This is a genomic window from Streptomyces sp. NBC_00435 (genome assembly GCF_036014235.1).
GTDB lineage: Bacteria > Actinomycetota > Actinomycetes > Streptomycetales > Streptomycetaceae > Streptomyces.
This window is the reverse complement of sequence record NZ_CP107924.1, coordinates 3263916-3280292: the sequence shown is the minus strand read 5'-3', so window position 1 is coordinate 3280292 and position 16377 is coordinate 3263916. Positions and strand designations below refer to the sequence as shown.

The 16377-nt window shown below is 69.5% G+C and carries 14 protein-coding genes and 1 rRNA gene; 11 read left to right on the top strand and 4 right to left on the bottom strand.

The window, feature by feature from the left end; translation table 11 throughout:
- The first annotated feature begins 87 nt into the window (after nucleotides 1-87).
- Nucleotides 88-303, top strand: coding sequence for a DUF6243 family protein (locus tag OG389_RS15060; protein ID WP_328298995.1), 216 nt, complete (start codon nucleotides 88-90; stop codon nucleotides 301-303).
- 42 nt (nucleotides 304-345) lie between these two features.
- On the opposite strand, the gene OG389_RS15055 is transcribed toward OG389_RS15060, so the two are convergent.
- Nucleotides 346-834, bottom strand: coding sequence for a metallopeptidase family protein (locus OG389_RS15055; RefSeq protein WP_443059278.1), 489 nt, complete (start codon nucleotides 832-834; stop codon nucleotides 346-348).
- A 113-nt stretch (nucleotides 835-947) separates the two neighbouring features.
- On the opposite strand from OG389_RS15055, the gene OG389_RS15050 reads away from it, so the two are divergent.
- The 6 genes from OG389_RS15050 (at nucleotide 948) to OG389_RS15025 (ending at nucleotide 6627) form a co-directional block, all read left to right on the top strand.
- The gene (locus tag OG389_RS15050) at nucleotides 948-1325 is read left to right on the top strand and encodes a DUF3499 domain-containing protein (RefSeq protein WP_328298994.1); all 378 of its coding nucleotides are present in this window, start codon (nucleotides 948-950) and stop codon (nucleotides 1323-1325) included.
- Nucleotides 1326-1403: 78 nt separating this feature from the next.
- The gene (locus OG389_RS15045; protein ID WP_328298993.1) at nucleotides 1404-2774 is read left to right on the top strand and encodes a phosphomannomutase/phosphoglucomutase; all 1371 of its coding nucleotides are present in this window, start codon (nucleotides 1404-1406) and stop codon (nucleotides 2772-2774) included.
- Nucleotides 2775-2946: 172 nt separating this feature from the next.
- On the top strand, nucleotides 2947-3135 hold the full coding sequence (locus OG389_RS15040) for a Trm112 family protein (protein WP_328298992.1): 189 nt from the start codon (nucleotides 2947-2949) through the stop codon (nucleotides 3133-3135).
- 83 nt (nucleotides 3136-3218) lie between these two features.
- Complete coding sequence (locus OG389_RS15035) at nucleotides 3219-4352, top strand: SIS domain-containing protein (protein WP_328298991.1); 1134 nt, start codon at nucleotides 3219-3221, stop codon at nucleotides 4350-4352.
- Between the two features lie 43 nt (nucleotides 4353-4395).
- Nucleotides 4396-5568 (top strand): mannose-6-phosphate isomerase, class I, encoded by a 1173-nt coding sequence (gene manA / locus OG389_RS15030; protein ID WP_328298990.1) that lies wholly within the window; start codon nucleotides 4396-4398, stop codon nucleotides 5566-5568.
- 93 nt (nucleotides 5569-5661) lie between these two features.
- A complete protein-coding gene (locus tag OG389_RS15025) occupies nucleotides 5662-6627 on the top strand; it encodes a cation diffusion facilitator family transporter (RefSeq protein ID WP_328298989.1) in 966 nt (321 codons plus the stop codon).
- Between the two features lie 79 nt (nucleotides 6628-6706).
- Here OG389_RS15025 and lepB read toward each other — a convergent pair whose 3' ends face one another.
- Together lepB and OG389_RS15015 are read right to left on the bottom strand one after the other, a co-directional pair.
- Nucleotides 6707-7402, bottom strand: coding sequence for a signal peptidase I (lepB, locus tag OG389_RS15020; RefSeq protein WP_328298988.1), 696 nt, complete (start codon nucleotides 7400-7402; stop codon nucleotides 6707-6709).
- Nucleotides 7403-7504: 102 nt separating this feature from the next.
- Nucleotides 7505-9550 (bottom strand): fructose-specific PTS transporter subunit EIIC, encoded by a 2046-nt coding sequence (locus OG389_RS15015; RefSeq protein ID WP_328298987.1) that lies wholly within the window; start codon nucleotides 9548-9550, stop codon nucleotides 7505-7507.
- 353 nt (nucleotides 9551-9903) lie between these two features.
- Here OG389_RS15015 and ahcY point away from each other — a divergent pair, with 353 nt between their 5' ends.
- Together ahcY and OG389_RS15005 are read left to right on the top strand one after the other, a co-directional pair.
- The gene (gene ahcY, locus OG389_RS15010; protein WP_328298986.1) at nucleotides 9904-11355 is read left to right on the top strand and encodes an adenosylhomocysteinase; all 1452 of its coding nucleotides are present in this window, start codon (nucleotides 9904-9906) and stop codon (nucleotides 11353-11355) included.
- A gap of 111 nt (nucleotides 11356-11466) precedes the next feature.
- Complete coding sequence (locus OG389_RS15005) at nucleotides 11467-12093, top strand: hypothetical protein (RefSeq protein WP_328298985.1); 627 nt, start codon at nucleotides 11467-11469, stop codon at nucleotides 12091-12093.
- Here the strand turns inward: OG389_RS15005 and OG389_RS15000 are convergent.
- Nucleotides 12090-13034: an RDD family protein gene (locus OG389_RS15000; protein WP_328298984.1), complete on the bottom strand. Its 945-nt coding sequence runs from the start codon at nucleotides 13032-13034 to the stop codon at nucleotides 12090-12092. The genes OG389_RS15005 and OG389_RS15000 overlap by 4 nt on opposite strands.
- A 151-nt stretch (nucleotides 13035-13185) precedes the next feature.
- Here OG389_RS15000 and OG389_RS14995 point away from each other — a divergent pair, with 151 nt between their 5' ends.
- Both OG389_RS14995 and OG389_RS14990 read left to right on the top strand, forming a co-directional pair.
- Nucleotides 13186-14193 carry a stage II sporulation protein M gene (locus tag OG389_RS14995; protein ID WP_328298983.1) on the top strand — a complete coding sequence of 336 codons (1008 nt, stop codon included), beginning with the start codon at nucleotides 13186-13188 and terminating at the stop codon, nucleotides 14191-14193.
- A 591-nt stretch (nucleotides 14194-14784) separates the two neighbouring features.
- Nucleotides 14785-16309 (top strand): 16S ribosomal RNA (locus tag OG389_RS14990).
- The last annotated feature ends 68 nt before the right edge of the window (nucleotides 16310-16377 follow it).

The following is a 16377-nucleotide window of genomic DNA, read 5'->3' as shown; positions in this document are numbered from 1 at the left end:
GGCCCCTGCTGACGGCCTTCGACGTCGCCGCCCGTCCCCCCCACCGATGAATCCGTAGATCACTTCACATCATTACCGGGAGAACCCATGACCGTGAGCAAGAACATCAACAACCCCGTGGGCCAGGGCGGCGGCCAGCGCAAGAGGCAGTCCCGCGCCGAACGGCAGAACAACGGTCCGCACCGCAACCTCGACCGCCAGGGCGCTGCCGACCAGAAGGCGGAGCTGGTGCGCAAGATGCGCGAGAAGGCGGACACGGCCGAGGCCGCCGGGCAGGCGGGCGACGACACCGCACAGAGCTGACGCACCGCCGCACGGGGCAGGCCGGGCCCGGCTCGACAGGTCCTAGGCCTCCCCGTACCTCGGATCCACCGTCTCGGGCGACAGCCCCAGCAACTCGGCGACCTGCTCCACCACGATCTCGTGCACGAGCATCGCCCGCTCGTCCCGCGACTTGGCCCGGATCTCCACCGGCCGCCGGAACACCACGATCCGCGCCGGCCGCCCGCCCCCGGCCTCCACCAGCGCACCCAGCGGGACCGCCTCGTCGTTCCAGCCCGCGTCCGCGCCTCCCGGCGGGCCGGGGACGTCGCCGACCATGAACTCCACTTCCGCCAGCTGCGGCCAGCGCCGTTCCAGGCGCTCCACGGAGTCCCGTACGAGATCGCCGAAGAGCTCCCCCCGGCTCGCCGACAGCGGCACCTGCGGCGGAGCCACCGGCCCGCGCATCCCCCGCCCGTGCCGGTCGCGCCGCCGTACCCGCGCTTCACCGGTGGAGGAGCCGCCGGGAAGGGGTGCCGAAGGGGGAGGGGGAGGCAGAGTGCTGTCCGTCACCCACGCAGGGTAGCCCGAACGCCCCCACCGGGGCGGGGGCGTTCGCACGACACGGGGCCGGCCGGGGGGCGAGTCGTCGCGGCCCGGTCAAGAGTGCGGTACCGTCCAACGTCGTGAGCCTTGTACGTCGCTGTTCGCGCACCGCGTGCGGCCGCCCTGCCGTCGCGACACTGACGTACGTCTACGCCGATTCGACCGCAGTTCTCGGCCCGCTCGCCACCTACGCCGAACCCCACTGCTACGACCTGTGCGCCGAGCACTCGGAGCGCCTGACCGCCCCGCGCGGCTGGGACGTCGTACGCCTCACCGGCGCGTCCTCGCCCTCCCGTCCCACCGGCGACGACCTCGAAGCCCTCGCCAACGCCGTACGCGAAGCGGCCCGCCCTCCGGAGCGCGCGGCCGGGGCCGGCGGCGGAGCGGGCCAGGGCGGTCCGGCCACCGGTGAGACCCGTCGCGGACACCTGCGCGTCCTGCGTTCGCCAGAAACCTGACATTCGGCTCATCCGAAAAGCCGTACTGCATCCACGGTAGGTTTGCTTCCCCGCACATCACCTTCAGGAGGGCAGGCAGTGGCCACCGATCTTTCGAACATCGTCAAGGCTTATGACGTACGAGGCGTCGTGCCGGACGAGTGGGACGAACCCCTGGCCGAACTGTTCGGTGCCGCCTTCGTCGAGGTGACCGGGGCGACGGCGATCGTCATCGGCCACGACATGCGGCCTTCCTCCCCGGCCCTGTCCGCCGCCTTCGCCCGCGGCGCGGCCGCTCGCGGCGTCGACGTCACCCTGATCGGGCTGTGCTCCACCGACCAGCTGTACTACGCCTCCGGCAAGCTGAACCTGCCCGGGGCGATGTTCACGGCCTCGCACAACCCGGCCCAGTACAACGGCATCAAGCTCTGCCGCGCGGGCGCCGCCCCGGTCGGCCAGGACACCGGCCTCTCCACCGTCCGCGAGCTCGCGGAGAAGTGGAGCGACGAGGGCGCCCCCGCGATCCCCGCCGGCACCGTCCCGGGCACCGTCACCGAGCAGGACACCCTCACCGGCTACGCCGACCACCTCAAGGGCCTGGTGGACCTCACCGCCATCCGCCCCCTGAAGGTCGTCGTCGACGCCGGCAACGGCATGGGCGGTCACACCGTCCCCACCGTCTTCGAGGGCCTCCCGCTGGACGTGGTCCCCATGTACTTCGAACTGGACGGGACGTTCCCCAACCACGAGGCCAACCCCCTCGACCCGAAGAACATCGTCGACCTCCAGGCCCGCGTGAAGTCCGAGGGCGCCGACCTCGGCATCGCCTTCGACGGCGACGCCGACCGCTGCTTCATCGTCGACGAGCGCGGCGAGGGCGTCTCGCCGTCCGCCATCACCGCCCTGGTCGCGGCCCGCGAGCTGGCCCGCAACGGCGGCACCGGCACCGTGATCCACAACCTGATCACCTCCTGGTCGGTACCCGAGGTCGTCCGCGAGAACGGCGGCACCCCGGTCCGCACCCGCGTCGGCCACTCCTTCATCAAGGAGGAGATGGCCAAGTCCGGCGCCATCTTCGGCGGCGAGCACTCGGCGCACTACTACTTCAAGGACTTCTGGAACGCGGACACCGGCATGCTCGCCGCGCTCCACGTCCTCGCGGCCCTCGGCGGCCAGGACGGCCCCCTCTCCGGCCTGGTCTCCTCCTACGACCGCTACGCGGGCTCGGGCGAGATCAACTCGACCGTCGCCGACCAGGCGGCCCGCCTGGCCGCCGTCAAGGAGACGTACGGCGGCCAGGAGGACATCACCCTGGACGAGCTCGACGGCCTCACCGTGACCAGCACCGACTGGTGGTTCAACGTGCGCGCCTCCAACACCGAGCCGCTGCTGCGCCTGAACGTCGAGGCCCGCGACGCCGCCACCCTCGCCAAGGTCCGCGACGAGGTCCTGGCCCTCATCCGCGCCTGACGCGCATCCGGCGCCCCGGGCAACGGCGCCGCACCCGCTCACCGCACCCGCTCACCGCACCTGATCAGCGCCGGACCGCCGAGTCACCTCCAGCCCGCACCGGAGGTGACTCGGCGGTAGGCTGACCGGGCCCGATCCCCACCCCCGCCACATCCCCGAAGGGAACCGCCCCATGCCGCTCGAAGCCGGCCTCCTGGAGATCCTCGCCTGCCCCGCCTGCCACTCGCCCCTCGAGGACAAGTCGGCCGACGCCCAGAGCCCCGAGCTGATCTGCACCGGAGGCCAGGACTGCGGTCTCGCCTACCCGGTCCGCGACGGCATCCCGGTACTCCTCGTCGACGAGGCGCGCCGTCCCGCCTGAGCCTCCTACCGCCACCCCGCGCAAAAGCTGAGACTGGTTCCGTCACCTCGTAGGTTCAGTCACCCGAACAGCCGGAGGCCGCCATGCTCGACGAGCCGCTCCTCGACGCACCTGACGATCTTGCGCGCGCCGACCGCCGCGGCCTCCTCCGCGGCGCCGCGGACGCCGGAGCACGGGTGCGCACCGCGGCCCGGCACGCCACCGAGGCCGGTCTCGGAGACCTGCGCCCCGACGGCCGCCCCCGCGCCGTCCTCATCGCCGGGCCCGGCACCGCCGCCACCGGGGTCGCGGACCTGCTCGGAGCGCTCGCCGGGGCCTCCGCGCCCGTCATCCGCCTGCACCCGACCGGCGTCGCGCACGCCGCCGGGGCGCTGCGCTGGACCCTGCCCGGCTGGGCCGGACCCGTCGACCTGCTGCTCATCGCCACCACCGACGGAACCGAGCCCGGCCTCGCCGTCCTCGCCGAGCAGGCCTACCGGCGCGGCTCCACCGTCGTCGCCGTCGCCCCCGAGCGCTCGCCGCTGAGCGAGGCGGTGGACGGCGCGCACGGGCTCCTCGTACCGATGGCCAAAGCCCCGTACCAGGAGTACGACGAATCCGCCGCGGCCGGCCCCGGCGCCCTGTGGGCACTGCTGACCCCGCTGCTGGTGCTCCTCGACCGGGTCGGCCTGATCGCCGCCGCCCCGCACACGCTGCAGCTCGTCGCCGACCGGCTGGACCGCACCGCCGAACGCTGCGGGCCCGCCATCGCCACCTACTCCAACCCGGCCAAGACCCTCGCCTCCGAGCTCGCCGATTCCCTCCCGCTCATCTGGAGCGAGGGCGTCGGCGCCGCACCCGCCGGCCGGCGCTTCGCCGCCACCCTCGCCGAACTCGCCGGACGCCCGGCGCTCGCCGCCGACCTCCCCGAGGCCCTGCCGGCCCACGGAGTCCTGCTCGCCGGCGACTTCGCCGCCGGCGCCGACCCCGAAGACTTCTTCCGCGACCGAGTGGAAGAACGGCAGGCCCTTCGCGCACGCATCGTCCTGCTGCGCGACCGGCCCGCCGGCGGACTGACGGCCGCCCCTGCCGCACGAGAGCTCGCCCTCAGCCACGACACGGCCATCAGCGAGCTCGAACCGGAGGAGGGCACCGAGCTCGAACAGCTCGCCGAACTCCTAGCCGTCACGGATTTCGCCACCGCCTACCTGGCGCTGGCCTCCGGGGGACACAGCTGAGGCACACGATCCCGTGCCCGTACTACTGCAGGAAGACCGATCGATGGACCGCCTCACGAACACGATCCGCCCCTACGCCTGGGGATCGACCACCGCGATCCCCGAGCTCACCGGAGTCGCGCCCACCGGTGAACCCCAGGCGGAGATGTGGATGGGTGCCCACCCCGGAGCCCCCTCCCGCCTCGACCGCGGAACCGGCGAGAGCGCCCTGTCGGACGTCATCGCGGCCGACCCCGAAGGCGAGCTCGGAGTCGCCGCAGTCGCCAAGTTCGGCCCCCGGCTCCCCTTCCTCCTCAAGATCCTCGCCGCCGGCGCCCCGCTCTCCGTCCAGGTCCACCCCGACCTCGACCAGGCCCGTGCCGGGTTCGCGGACGAGGAGCGCCGCGGCGTCCCGATCGACGCACCGCAGCGCAACTACAAGGACGCCAACCACAAGCCCGAGCTGATCTGCGCACTCACCCCCTTCGACGGCCTGTGCGGATTCCGCCGGCCGCTGGAGGCCGCCGAGCTGCTCGAGGGACTCGGCGTCAACTCCCTGAAGCCCTACGCCGACCTCCTGCGGGCCCACCCCGAGGAGGCGGCCCTGCGCGAGGTGCTCACCGCCGTCCTGACCGCCGACCGCGCCGAGATGGCCCGTACGGTCACCGAGGCCGCGGCCGCCGCGCAGCGGCTCGGGGGCCCGTACGCCCCGTACGCCGGACTGGTCCACGACTACCCGGGCGACCCCGGCGTCATCGCCGCGATGCTCCTCAACCACGTGCGGCTCCAGCCCGGCGAAGCCATGTTCCTCGGCGCCGGCATTCCGCACGCCTACATCGAGGGCCTCGGCGTCGAGCTCATGGCCAACTCCGACAACGTCCTGCGCTGTGGGCTCACCCCCAAGCACGTGGACGTGCCGGAGCTGCTGAAGGTCACCATCTTCGAGCCCGGCGACCCCGCGATCCTGCGACCCGAGGGCAACGGCGAGGAGGTCTACGAGACCCCCATCGACGAATTCCGGCTCTCCCGCTTCGTCCTGGCCCCCGGCGGCGCCCCCCGGCCGGTCCCGGACGCCACCCCGCAGATCCTGCTGTGCACGGCGGGGTCCCCGAAGGCGGATTCCACGAAGTCCGGCGAACTGACCCTGGCCCCCGGTGAGTCGGTCTTCGTACCGGCCGGCGAAAAGGTCGAACTGTCCGGAAGCGGCACCGTCTTCCGTGCCACCGTGGTGGTCTGACGTACCGTCCCTACCGGTGGCTGTGAGAATCTGCGGCCGTAGCGCGGCGTCCCGCACAGGGGCGCCGCACCGAGGAAGGGACACATCGCAACCATGAGCGCGTCGGGCGGTACCAAGGCGATCGTGGCGGCACTCGCCGCCAATCTGGCCATCGCCGTGGCCAAGTTCGTGGCCTTCGTCTTCAGCGGCTCGTCGTCGATGCTCGCGGAAAGCGTCCACTCGCTGGCGGACTCCGGCAACCAGGGCCTGCTCCTGCTCGGCGGAAAGAAGGCCCAGCGCGAGGCAACGCCGCAACACCCCTTCGGATACGGGCGCGAGCGCTACATCTACGCCTTCCTCGTCTCCATCGTGCTGTTCACCGTCGGTGGCATGTTCGCCATCTACGAGGGCTACGAGAAGATCCAGGACCCGCACGAGATCGAGCACTGGTACTGGCCGATCGGCGTTCTCGTCTTCGCGATCCTCGCGGAGTCTTTCTCCTTCCGCACCGCGATCAAGGAGTCGAACGAGATCCGCGGGAACCTCTCGTGGGGCCAGTTCATCAAGCGAGCCAAGGCCCCCGAGCTCCCCGTGGTCCTCCTGGAGGACCTCGGCGCCCTCGTCGGCCTGGTCCTGGCCCTCGCGGGCGTCGGCATCGCCCTCGCGACCGGGGACGGGATCTGGGACGGCATCGGCACGCTCTGCATCGGCGTCCTGCTGATCGTCATCGCGATCGTGCTCGCCGCCGAGACCAAGTCGCTCCTGCTCGGCGAGGCCGCAGGCACCGAGGACGTCGAGAAGATCAAGGCCGCCGTGGTCGACGGCGACGTGGTGACCGGCGTCATCCACATGCGCACCCTGCACCTCGGCCCCGAGGAGCTGCTGGTCGCCGCGAAGATCTCGGTCCAGAGCGACGACACGGCGACCGAGGTCGCCAACGCCATCAACGCCGCCGAGGCCCGCATCCGCGAGGCCGTCCCGATCGCCCGCGTGATCTACCTGGAGCCGGACATCTTCAACGCCGAAGCCGCGGCGAAGGGCACCAACCCGGCCAAGTCCCCGGGCGGCGACGGCCACTGACCGCGCTCCGGCGGCGTACCGAGGCCCCCGTACAGCCGCACCCGCGGCCGTACGGGGGCCTTCGCCGCACCCCGGACCCTCAGCCCCCCGGCGGCACCTGCCCCGCGAACACCGGCTGCGCCGCGGCCGCCGTCGCCCGGCGCCGCTGCCGCCGGGCGACGCCGACGCACGCCACGCCCGCGGCCAGCACGGGGATCCCGCCGAACAGCGCCGACCGCAGGCCCAAGACCAGCGGATCGCCCGCGTCGATCACCGCGCCCTTCACGGCCGACACGGGAACGGTCCCGTGCTCCGTCGCCTGGAACCGGTAGCGGGAGTCCGCCGAGTTGCCGCGTGTGTCGCCCAGCAGGAACAGCCGGCCCTCGGGCACCGTCACGCTGAACGCCCCGGGCGTGCCCGCGACGGGGTCGCCGTCCAGCACGTACGGCTCGGCCAGGGGCTTCCCGTTCAGCGTGAACGTCCGGTCGCCGGGCGCGTAGGCGATGTGGTCGCCGCCGACGGCCACCACCCGCTCCACGGACAGGTTCCGCTCACCCCAGGCCGCGGCGTCGAAGAGCACCACGTCCCCGCGCTCCACCCCGGTGATCAGCAGGTTGAAGACCATCGAGGAGCCCGCCGGGTAGGACGGCCTCATGTGGTCCGACGGCAGGACCCTCGTCGGCATGAAGAAGTACCCGCCGATGCCGCCGGCACAGCTCAGCACCGCACCCAGCACCACCAGCACCACCGCTGCCACCCCGGTCCGGCGCCCCGGCACCCCGCCCCGTATGTCCACGATCCCGCCCCTTGTGTGTTTCCGTGATCAGATCCGCGGCCGCACTGTACGGGCCGGGCCCCCCACCTGCAGGTGGGGGGCCCGGGCGAGGTGGCTGCGCGGCTACCGGATCTCGCGCAGGACGTCCAGGATCGCGGGCTCGTCCGGCGCGGACTGCAGCCGCTCCCGGAAGCCGGTGTCCATCAGCTTGCGCGACAGCAGCGCCAGGATCCGCAGGTGTTCGTCACCGGCGGCGGCCTCGGGCACGGAGATCATGAAGACCAGCCGGGCCTTCGTGCCGTCCAGCGCGCCCCACTCGATGCCCTCGTCGGACCGGGCGAAGCCCACCGTCGGGCGGGTGACCGCGTCCGTCTTGGCGTGCGGGATCGCGATGGACTCGCCGAGACCGGTCGTGCCCTGCGCCTCCCGGGCGAGCGCGACCCGTACGAGCTCGTCCACGTCGCGGACGTTCCCGGTGGTCGCCAGCATCCGCGCCATCTCGCGGATCGCGGCCTCCTTGGAGTCCGAGGCCAGCTCCGTCTTCACGGTCTGCTCGGTGAGGTAGCCGGACAGCACCTCCGGCGGACCCGCGGCCACGACGGGAGCCGCGGCGGCGGCCTGCGACCGTACGGCGGTCCCGGCACCGACGCCCACCCCGGCCCCGACACCGGCGCCGACCAGGACCTGCTCCGGCGAGAGCGCCGCCGGAGCACCGGTCGTACCGTCGCGGCGCTGCTTGATCTCGATCAGCGCGTTGGTCGTCAGCGCCGTCACCACGGCACCGGCCGCGATGGCCACGAAGAACATCGCGACACCGCTGATCGCACCGAACAGCGAGACGATCGGACCACCGTGCGGTACGGAGTCCTGGACCCCGGCCACACCGGCGATCGCACCGGCCACCGCACCACCGAGCATGTTCGCCGGGATGACCTGGGCGGGCCTGGCGGCGGCGAAGGGGATCGCACCTTCCGAGATGCCGAAGAAGCCCATGAACAGGGCCGCGAGGCCGGTCTCCTTCTCCTCGTCGCTGTAGAGCTTGCGGCGCAGCAGCGTGGCCAGTCCCTGGCCGAGCGGCATGACGGGGATGGCCGCGGCGGCCATGCCCATGACGTGGTTGTTGGTGCCGATGAGGCCGACGGCGACGAGGAACGCGGTCTTGTTGACGGGGCCGCCCATGTCGAAGGCGATCATCAGGCCGATCAGGGTGCCCAGCACGATCGCGCTGGAGCCGGTCATGCCGTTCAGCCAGCTGGTCAGGTGCGTGAAGACCCAGGAGATCGGCTGGCCGATCACGTAGATGTAGAACAGGCCCAGTGCCAGCGTCGACAGGATCGGGATCACGATGATCGGCATGATCGGCTGGATGACCTTGGGGACCTTGACCCTCTTGATCCACACGACCAGGTAACCCGCGAGGAAGCCGGTCACGATGGCGCCCAGGAAGCCGGCGTTCGCATCGGCCCCGTAGATGTGGACGGCGTCGGCGGCGAGGAAGCCGCCGATCATGCCGGGTACGAGCGCCGGCCGGTCACCCAGCGCGTAGGCGATGTAGCCGGAGAAGATCGGCAGCATCAGGCTGAAGCCCGTGACGCCGAGCTTGTTGACGTAGAACCAGAAGGTCCCGTCGGGAATGACCAGCCCGCCCTTGGCGTCCGCGTGCCCGCCGAGCGACAGGGAGACGGCGAGCAGCAGGCCACCCACGACCACGAACGGGATCATGTGGGAGACGCCGTTCATCAGCGCCTTGTACGCCTGGCTGCGCTGCCGGCCGCCGCCACCGCTGCCCGGGGCCGCCGCGGTCCCGGCCTGCACCGGCGCGGTGCGCACGCGTTCGAAGAGCTCCTCAGGCTTGTGGATGCCGTCCGCGACGCCCGTGGACAGCACGCGCTTGCCGGCGAACCGCTCTCGGTCCACCTCCTTGTCGGCCGCGATGATGACCCCGTCCGCCTCTCTGACATCGTTGTCAGTGAGTACGTTCTCGGCCCCGATGGAGCCCTGCGTCTCCACCTTCATCGAGATGCCGAGGCGGTCGGCGGCCTGCTGGAGCTTCTCCGCGGCCATGTAGGTGTGCGCGATGCCCGTGGGACACGCCGTGACGGCGACCAACTTCACGGGCTTCTGCCCGTTCGCGTCCCCGCTGTCGGGAGGGCCTGCCGGACTGGTCACTGGAATCTCCTCACGCCACATGCCTTGGTCCTGCGGGGCCGCGCGTACAACTCGACCCACCGGCATCCTTCCGCATGTAGGGGGTGCATCAAAAGTCCGAAAGGCCCCGGATTCGCTGCCGGAGGCCCCGAACTCCGGCCGAGACTTGCCCCTCCGTCGCCTGGGCCCCGCTCCGCCGATCGGTGTAGATTCGTCATCAGTGTCAGGCGTCGCTGCTGATGGCGGTCGGGCGGTCCTTGGGACCGGCCGAGGGGAGAGAGGACCCCCGACGGACTGAGCGCCAAGCACGCCGTCCCACGGACGGTGCGCGGCTCAGCCGTACCCACCTCTCTACGCACGAGGAGCAGCACCACATGACTGCCGCATTCACCGACTTCAAGGTCGCGGACCTCTCCCTCGCCGTTTTCGGGCGCAAGGAGATCACCCTCGCCGAGCACGAGATGCCGGGCCTGATGTCGATCCGCCGGGAGTACGCGGCTTCGCAGCCGCTGGCCGGCGCCCGAGTCACCGGTTCTCTGCACATGACGGTGCAGACCGCCGTTCTCATCGAGACTCTCGTCGCGCTGGGCGCGGATGTCCGCTGGGCCTCGTGCAACATCTTCTCGACCCAGGACCATGCGGCCGCCGCCATCGCGGTGGGCCCGAACGGTACGGTCGACAACCCGCGGGGCGTCCCGGTCTTCGCCTGGAAGGGTGAGACGCTGGAGGAGTACTGGTGGTGCACGGAGCAGGCGTTGACCTGGCCCAACACCCCCACCGGTGGCCCGAACATGATCCTCGACGACGGTGGTGACGCCACTCTCCTCGTCCACAAGGGTGTCGAGTTCGAGAAGGCCGGCGCCGCCCCGGACCCGTCCACGGCGGACTCCGAGGAGTACGGCTACATCCTGACCCTCCTCAACCGCACCCTGGGTGAGTCCCCGCAGAAGTGGACGCAGCTCGCGTCCGAGATCCGCGGCGTGACGGAGGAGACCACCACGGGTGTCCACCGTCTCTACGAGATGATGGCTGAGGGCACGCTGCTCTTCCCGGCGATCAACGTGAACGATGCCGTCACCAAGTCGAAGTTCGACAACAAGTACGGCTGCCGCCACTCCCTGATCGACGGCATCAACCGTGCCACCGATGTCCTGATCGGTGGCAAGACCGCTGTCGTCTTCGGCTACGGCGATGTCGGCAAGGGCTGTGCGGAGTCGCTGCGTGGGCAGGGCGCGCGTGTGATCATCACCGAGATCGACCCGATCTGTGCGCTGCAGGCGGCGATGGACGGCTACCAGGTCGCGACGTTGGACGATGTGGTGGAGAGCGCGGACATCTTCATCACGACCACGGGTAACAAGGACATCATCATGGCCGGGGACATGGCCAAGATGAAGCACCAGGCGATCGTGGGCAACATCGGTCACTTCGACAACGAGATCGACATGGCTGGTCTCGCGAAGATCGAGGGCATCGTCAAGGACGAGGTCAAGCCGCAGGTCCACACCTGGAAGTTCCCTGACGGCAAGGTTCTCATCGTTCTGTCGGAGGGTCGTCTGCTGAACCTGGGCAACGCGACCGGTCACCCGTCGTTCGTGATGTCGAACTCGTTCGCGGACCAGACCCTGGCCCAGATCGAGTTGTTCACCAAGCCGGCCGAGTACCCCACCGGCGTCTACGTGCTGCCCAAGCACCTCGACGAGAAGGTGGCCCGTCTCCACCTCGCCGCTCTCGGTGTCAAGCTCACCACCCTGCGCCCCGAGCAGGCCGCCTACATCGGCGTCGAGGTCGAGGGCCCGTACAAGCCGGACCACTACCGCTACTGATCCCCACGGATCCGCAGCACCCACGAGCACAGGAACAACCACGCGTCAGGCCCCCGGCATCCGTGCCGGGGGCCTGCCCCGTACCCGCCCGAAACCCAGGAAGACGCCCCCATGCCCCGCGGCCGCTACTCGCTCCACGACCCGCACGACCACACCCCGCTCGGCGAGGAGCACTTCCACTGCGCCCCGGGCCCCTCCGGCTGGCGCTACGTCTCCCAGCTCACCGCCCCCGACGGCGAGCACCGCGGCTCCGTCGACCTGGCCGTCGACGAACTGGGGCGTCCCATCCGCCTCGAGGCCAACGCCTCCAGCTGGCAGGTCCGCGGCGCCGCCATCGACGGAGTCACCTGGGTCCGTACCGACCCCACCGGAGCCGAAGCCACCGAAGGCAACGTCCGGGGAGCCGCCGGCTTCACCGGCACCTCCCCGGCCTTCCTCGTCGCCACGTCCCGCCTGCTCCGCCTCACCCCCGGAGCCCCCGCCACCCGCGTCCGCCTCGTCGCCCTGACCGACCCCGTCCTGGCGGCCCGTACGGTCGACCAGGCCTGGGCCCTCCTGCGCCGCGCCGAGCACCCCACCGACAGTGGCCCGCTCCTCGTCGACGAGTACCGGGTCAGCGCCCTGGACACCGGCGAGGTCCACACGGTCCACATCGCCGGGGACGTGGTCCTCTCGGCACCCGGCATCGAACTCGAACACTTGGAGACCCCGCCGTCCACCTTCCCGGAGACCGCTTAGGCGGGCGGAGCGAACCCGGTGGCCCGCGGCGGCCGCCCGGATTCGGATTCGGGTACGGGTACGGGCGCCACGTGCGCGGGAGCGACCGGCGCGACCGGTACCACCGGCGCCACGGCCGGCATCACCACGGGCGCGGGCCGCTGCCCGTACGGCACGGGTTGCCCGTACGGCACGGGCAAGCCCCCGGGAGCCGGCTGCCGGAAGGCCCGCGCCGCATCCCGCGACTGCCGCTCGTGCACCACCGCCATCAGGAACGCGGCGGCCGGCACCCCGACCGGCGGCGGAGCCCCCGTACGCGCCACCAGATCGTCCGCGAGCCGCACCGCCATGGCGGCGCCCACCTGCGGATCCAGCTGGTTCATCCGCGTCAGGTACTGCCGGATCGCCAGCCACAGCCCGTCCGGCACCGCCGACAGGTCCAGCCCCCCGAACCGCCCGGCCAGCCACGGCGGCGGCGGAGGCACCGGCATCACCCGCGCCCCCGGCACCCGTTCCCGGACGACCAGGGTCCCCGCGAACACGTCCCCCAGGCGCCGCCCCCGCTCCGAGAACAGCGAGGCGATGCACGCCACGGAGCCGAAGGTCATCAGCAGCTCGAAGACCCCGAACGCCCCGCGCACCAGCGAGTGGCGGAACCGGATCGGCCCTCCGTCGTCACGCACCACGCGCAGCCCGCACGCGAGCTTGCCCAGCGACCGTCCGTGGCTCAGCGTCTCCACCGCGATCGGTACACCGACCAGGACGAGGACGAACGAGGTCACCGACACGGCGGCCCGGGCCGCCACGTCCATCGAGGCGGTGGCGAGGACCAGCCCCATCGAGATGGCCAGATAGCCGCCGAAGTACACGACCAGGTCGAGCAGGATCGCCAGCGCCCGGCTCGGCAGCCTCGCAGGCCGCAGCCCCAGGACGACCGCGTCCCCCGTCACCAGATCGCTCACCGACGCACACACCCTTCACATGACCTGCCCCGCCCCTTTGGCACCCAGTCTGCCAAGCTGACGAGGGAAGCAGTAGGACAATCGGAGGCCGGCCGGGGTCCTACCAGCGGCCGACCATCAGAGGGACCAGGGGCAGGGGAGCGCCAACCACATGGATCTCGACGTCTTCGTTGCAGCCCACCAGGCGGAATGGGCCCGCCTGGAACAGCTCCTGGCCCGGGGCCGCCGCCTCACGGGGGCCGAGGCCGACGAGCTCGTCGCGCTGTACCAGCGCACCTCCACCCACCTCTCACTGATCCAGTCCAGCACCCCGGACCCGATGCTCACGGGCCGCCTCACCCAGCTCGTCGCCCGTGCCCGCGCCACGGTGACGGGCACCCGCCGCGGCGGCTGGCGCGACGCGGCCCGTTTCTTCACATCGACGTTCCCCGCGGCCGTCTACCTCAGCAGGCGTTGGTGGATACCGACGGCACTGATCTCCACCGCGGTCGGCGTGCTCGTCGGCTGGTGGATAGCCACCCACCCGGAGATTCAGGGAGCCATCGGAGCTCCGGAGGACCTGAAGGCGATGACACGGCCGGGCGGCGAGTACGAGACGTACTACTCCAGCCACCCCGCGGCCTCCTTCGCGGCCCAGGTCTGGACGAACAACGCCCAGGCCGCCGCGATGTGCCTGGTCCTGGGCGGCTTCCTGGGCCTGCCCGTGTTGTACATCCTCTGGCAGAACATGCTGAACCTCGGAGTCGGCATCGGCCTCATGTCCTCGGCCGACCGCCTCGACGTCTTCCTCGGCCTGATCCTCCCGCACGGGCTGCTCGAACTGACGGCCGTCTTCGTCGCCGCCGGTACCGGCCTGCGCCTGGGCTGGACGGTCATCGACCCCGGCCACCGCACCCGCCGCACCGCACTGGCCGAACAGGGCCGCGCCGCCCTCGGCATGGCCATCGGCCTCGCGGTGATCCTCTTCATCTCGGGCCTGATCGAAGGCTTCGTCACCCCCTCCGGTCTCCCCACCTGGGCCCGCATCACCATCGGCGTCGCCGCCGAGGCGGCCTTCCTCCTGTACGTCTACGTCCTGGGCGGCCGAGCGGCCCGCGCAGGTGACGTGGGCGACGTGGAGCTCGCCGACCAGACGGCGACGCTCCCCACGGCAGCCTGATGTGCGTCCACCCATGCTGAGCTGCTAGTCTCCTCGTCGTCCCGCAAACACCGTTGACACGGAGGATGCGGGGAGGTAGATTCGAACGGTTGCCTCGAACTGGACAAGTTCGGCAGCGATGGTTTAAAGTCTTTCTCGCCCCCCAGGAATTGAATTCCACGTGGGCACACTCGACTCTTCATTCAGGAAACTGAAGCCGGGAAATCCGGTGGAAATCTTCTGATAGAGTCGGAATCGCTGGAAAGGGAAAGCGCGAAAGCGAAGAACCGGAAGGCGAAAAACAAGCGGGACTGACTCTGATAGAGTCGGAAACGCAAGAACGAAGGAAGCGCCCGGAGGAAAGCCCGAGAGGGTGAGTACAAAGGAAGCGATCGTTCCTTGAGAACTCAACAGCGTGCCAAAAATCAACGCCAAAAGTTGATACCCCGTCCATTTCGGTGGATGAGGTTCCTTTGAAAAAGACCTGTGGGGTCACGGCTTCGGCTGTGATGCTTGCAGGCAATTACACAGCGAGGATGCAGTGGACGGTCGGTCTTATTCCGACATGGCTGTCCCGCTCTAAGTGCGTGTGCACCCGATTACGGGTAAACATTCATGGAGAGTTTGATCCTGGCTCAGGACGAACGCTGGCGGCGTGCTTAACACATGCAAGTCGAACGATGAAGCCCTTCGGGGTGGATTAGTGGCGAACGGGTGAGTAACACGTGGGCAATCTGCCCTTCACTCTGGGACAAGCCCTGGAAACGGGGTCTAATACCGGATAACACTCCTGCCTGCATGGGTGGGGGTTAAAAGCTCCGGCGGTGAAGGATGAGCCCGCGGCCTATCAGCTTGTTGGTGGGGTAATGGCCCACCAAGGCGACGACGGGTAGCCGGCCTGAGAGGGCGACCGGCCACACTGGGACTGAGACACGGCCCAGACTCCTACGGGAGGCAGCAGTGGGGAATATTGCACAATGGGCGAAAGCCTGATGCAGCGACGCCGCGTGAGGGATGACGGCCTTCGGGTTGTAAACCTCTTTCAGCAGGGAAGAAGCGAAAGTGACGGTACCTGCAGAAGAAGCGCCGGCTAACTACGTGCCAGCAGCCGCGGTAATACGTAGGGCGCAAGCGTTGTCCGGAATTATTGGGCGTAAAGAGCTCGTAGGCGGCTTGTCACGTCGGATGTGAAAGCCCGAGGCTTAACCTCGGGTCTGCATTCGATACGGGCTAGCTAGAGTGTGGTAGGGGAGATCGGAATTCCTGGTGTAGCGGTGAAATGCGCAGATATCAGGAGGAACACCGGTGGCGAAGGCGGATCTCTGGGCCATTACTGACGCTGAGGAGCGAAAGCGTGGGGAGCGAACAGGATTAGATACCCTGGTAGTCCACGCCGTAAACGTTGGGAACTAGGTGTTGGCGACATTCCACGTCGTCGGTGCCGCAGCTAACGCATTAAGTTCCCCGCCTGGGGAGTACGGCCGCAAGGCTAAAACTCAAAGGAATTGACGGGGGCCCGCACAAGCAGCGGAGCATGTGGCTTAATTCGACGCAACGCGAAGAACCTTACCAAGGCTTGACATATACCGGAAAGCATTAGAGATAGTGCCCCCCTTGTGGTCGGTATACAGGTGGTGCATGGCTGTCGTCAGCTCGTGTCGTGAGATGTTGGGTTAAGTCCCGCAACGAGCGCAACCCTTGTCCTGTGTTGCCAGCATGCCCTTCGGGGTGATGGGGACTCACAGGAGACCGCCGGGGTCAACTCGGAGGAAGGTGGGGACGACGTCAAGTCATCATGCCCCTTATGTCTTGGGCTGCACACGTGCTACAATGGCCGGTACAATGAGCTGCGATACCGTGAGGTGGAGCGAATCTCAAAAAGCCGGTCTCAGTTCGGATTGGGGTCTGCAACTCGACCCCATGAAGTCGGAGTTGCTAGTAATCGCAGATCAGCATTGCTGCGGTGAATACGTTCCCGGGCCTTGTACACACCGCCCGTCACGTCACGAAAGTCGGTAACACCCGAAGCCGGTGGCCCAACCCGTAAGGGAGGGAGCTGTCGAAGGTGGGACTGGCGATTGGGACGAAGTCGTAACAAGGTAGCCGTACCGGAAGGTGCGGCTGGATCACCTCCTTTCTAAGGAGCACAGTACCGATTGCAGACAAATGTTCTGCACGGTCAGCTCATGGGTGGAACGTTGATTA

Bases quoted from the DNA above. Each gene is read 5' to 3' on its own strand.
- OG389_RS15060 (WP_328298995.1), top strand. From the start codon at position 88: ATGACCGTGAGCAAGAACATCAACAACCCCGTGGGCCAGGGCGGCGGC.
- OG389_RS15040 (WP_328298992.1), top strand. From the start codon at position 2,947: ATGCCGCTCGAAGCCGGCCTCCTGGAGATCCTCGCCTGCCCCGCCTGC.
- OG389_RS15035 (WP_328298991.1), top strand. From the start codon at position 3,219: ATGCTCGACGAGCCGCTCCTCGACGCACCTGACGATCTTGCGCGCGCC.
- manA (WP_328298990.1), top strand. From the start codon at position 4,396: ATGGACCGCCTCACGAACACGATCCGCCCCTACGCCTGGGGATCGACC.
- OG389_RS15025 (WP_328298989.1), top strand. From the start codon at position 5,662: ATGAGCGCGTCGGGCGGTACCAAGGCGATCGTGGCGGCACTCGCCGCC.
- ahcY (WP_328298986.1), top strand. From the start codon at position 9,904: ATGACTGCCGCATTCACCGACTTCAAGGTCGCGGACCTCTCCCTCGCC.
- OG389_RS15005 (WP_328298985.1), top strand. From the start codon at position 11,467: ATGCCCCGCGGCCGCTACTCGCTCCACGACCCGCACGACCACACCCCG.
- OG389_RS14995 (WP_328298983.1), top strand. From the start codon at position 13,186: ATGGATCTCGACGTCTTCGTTGCAGCCCACCAGGCGGAATGGGCCCGC.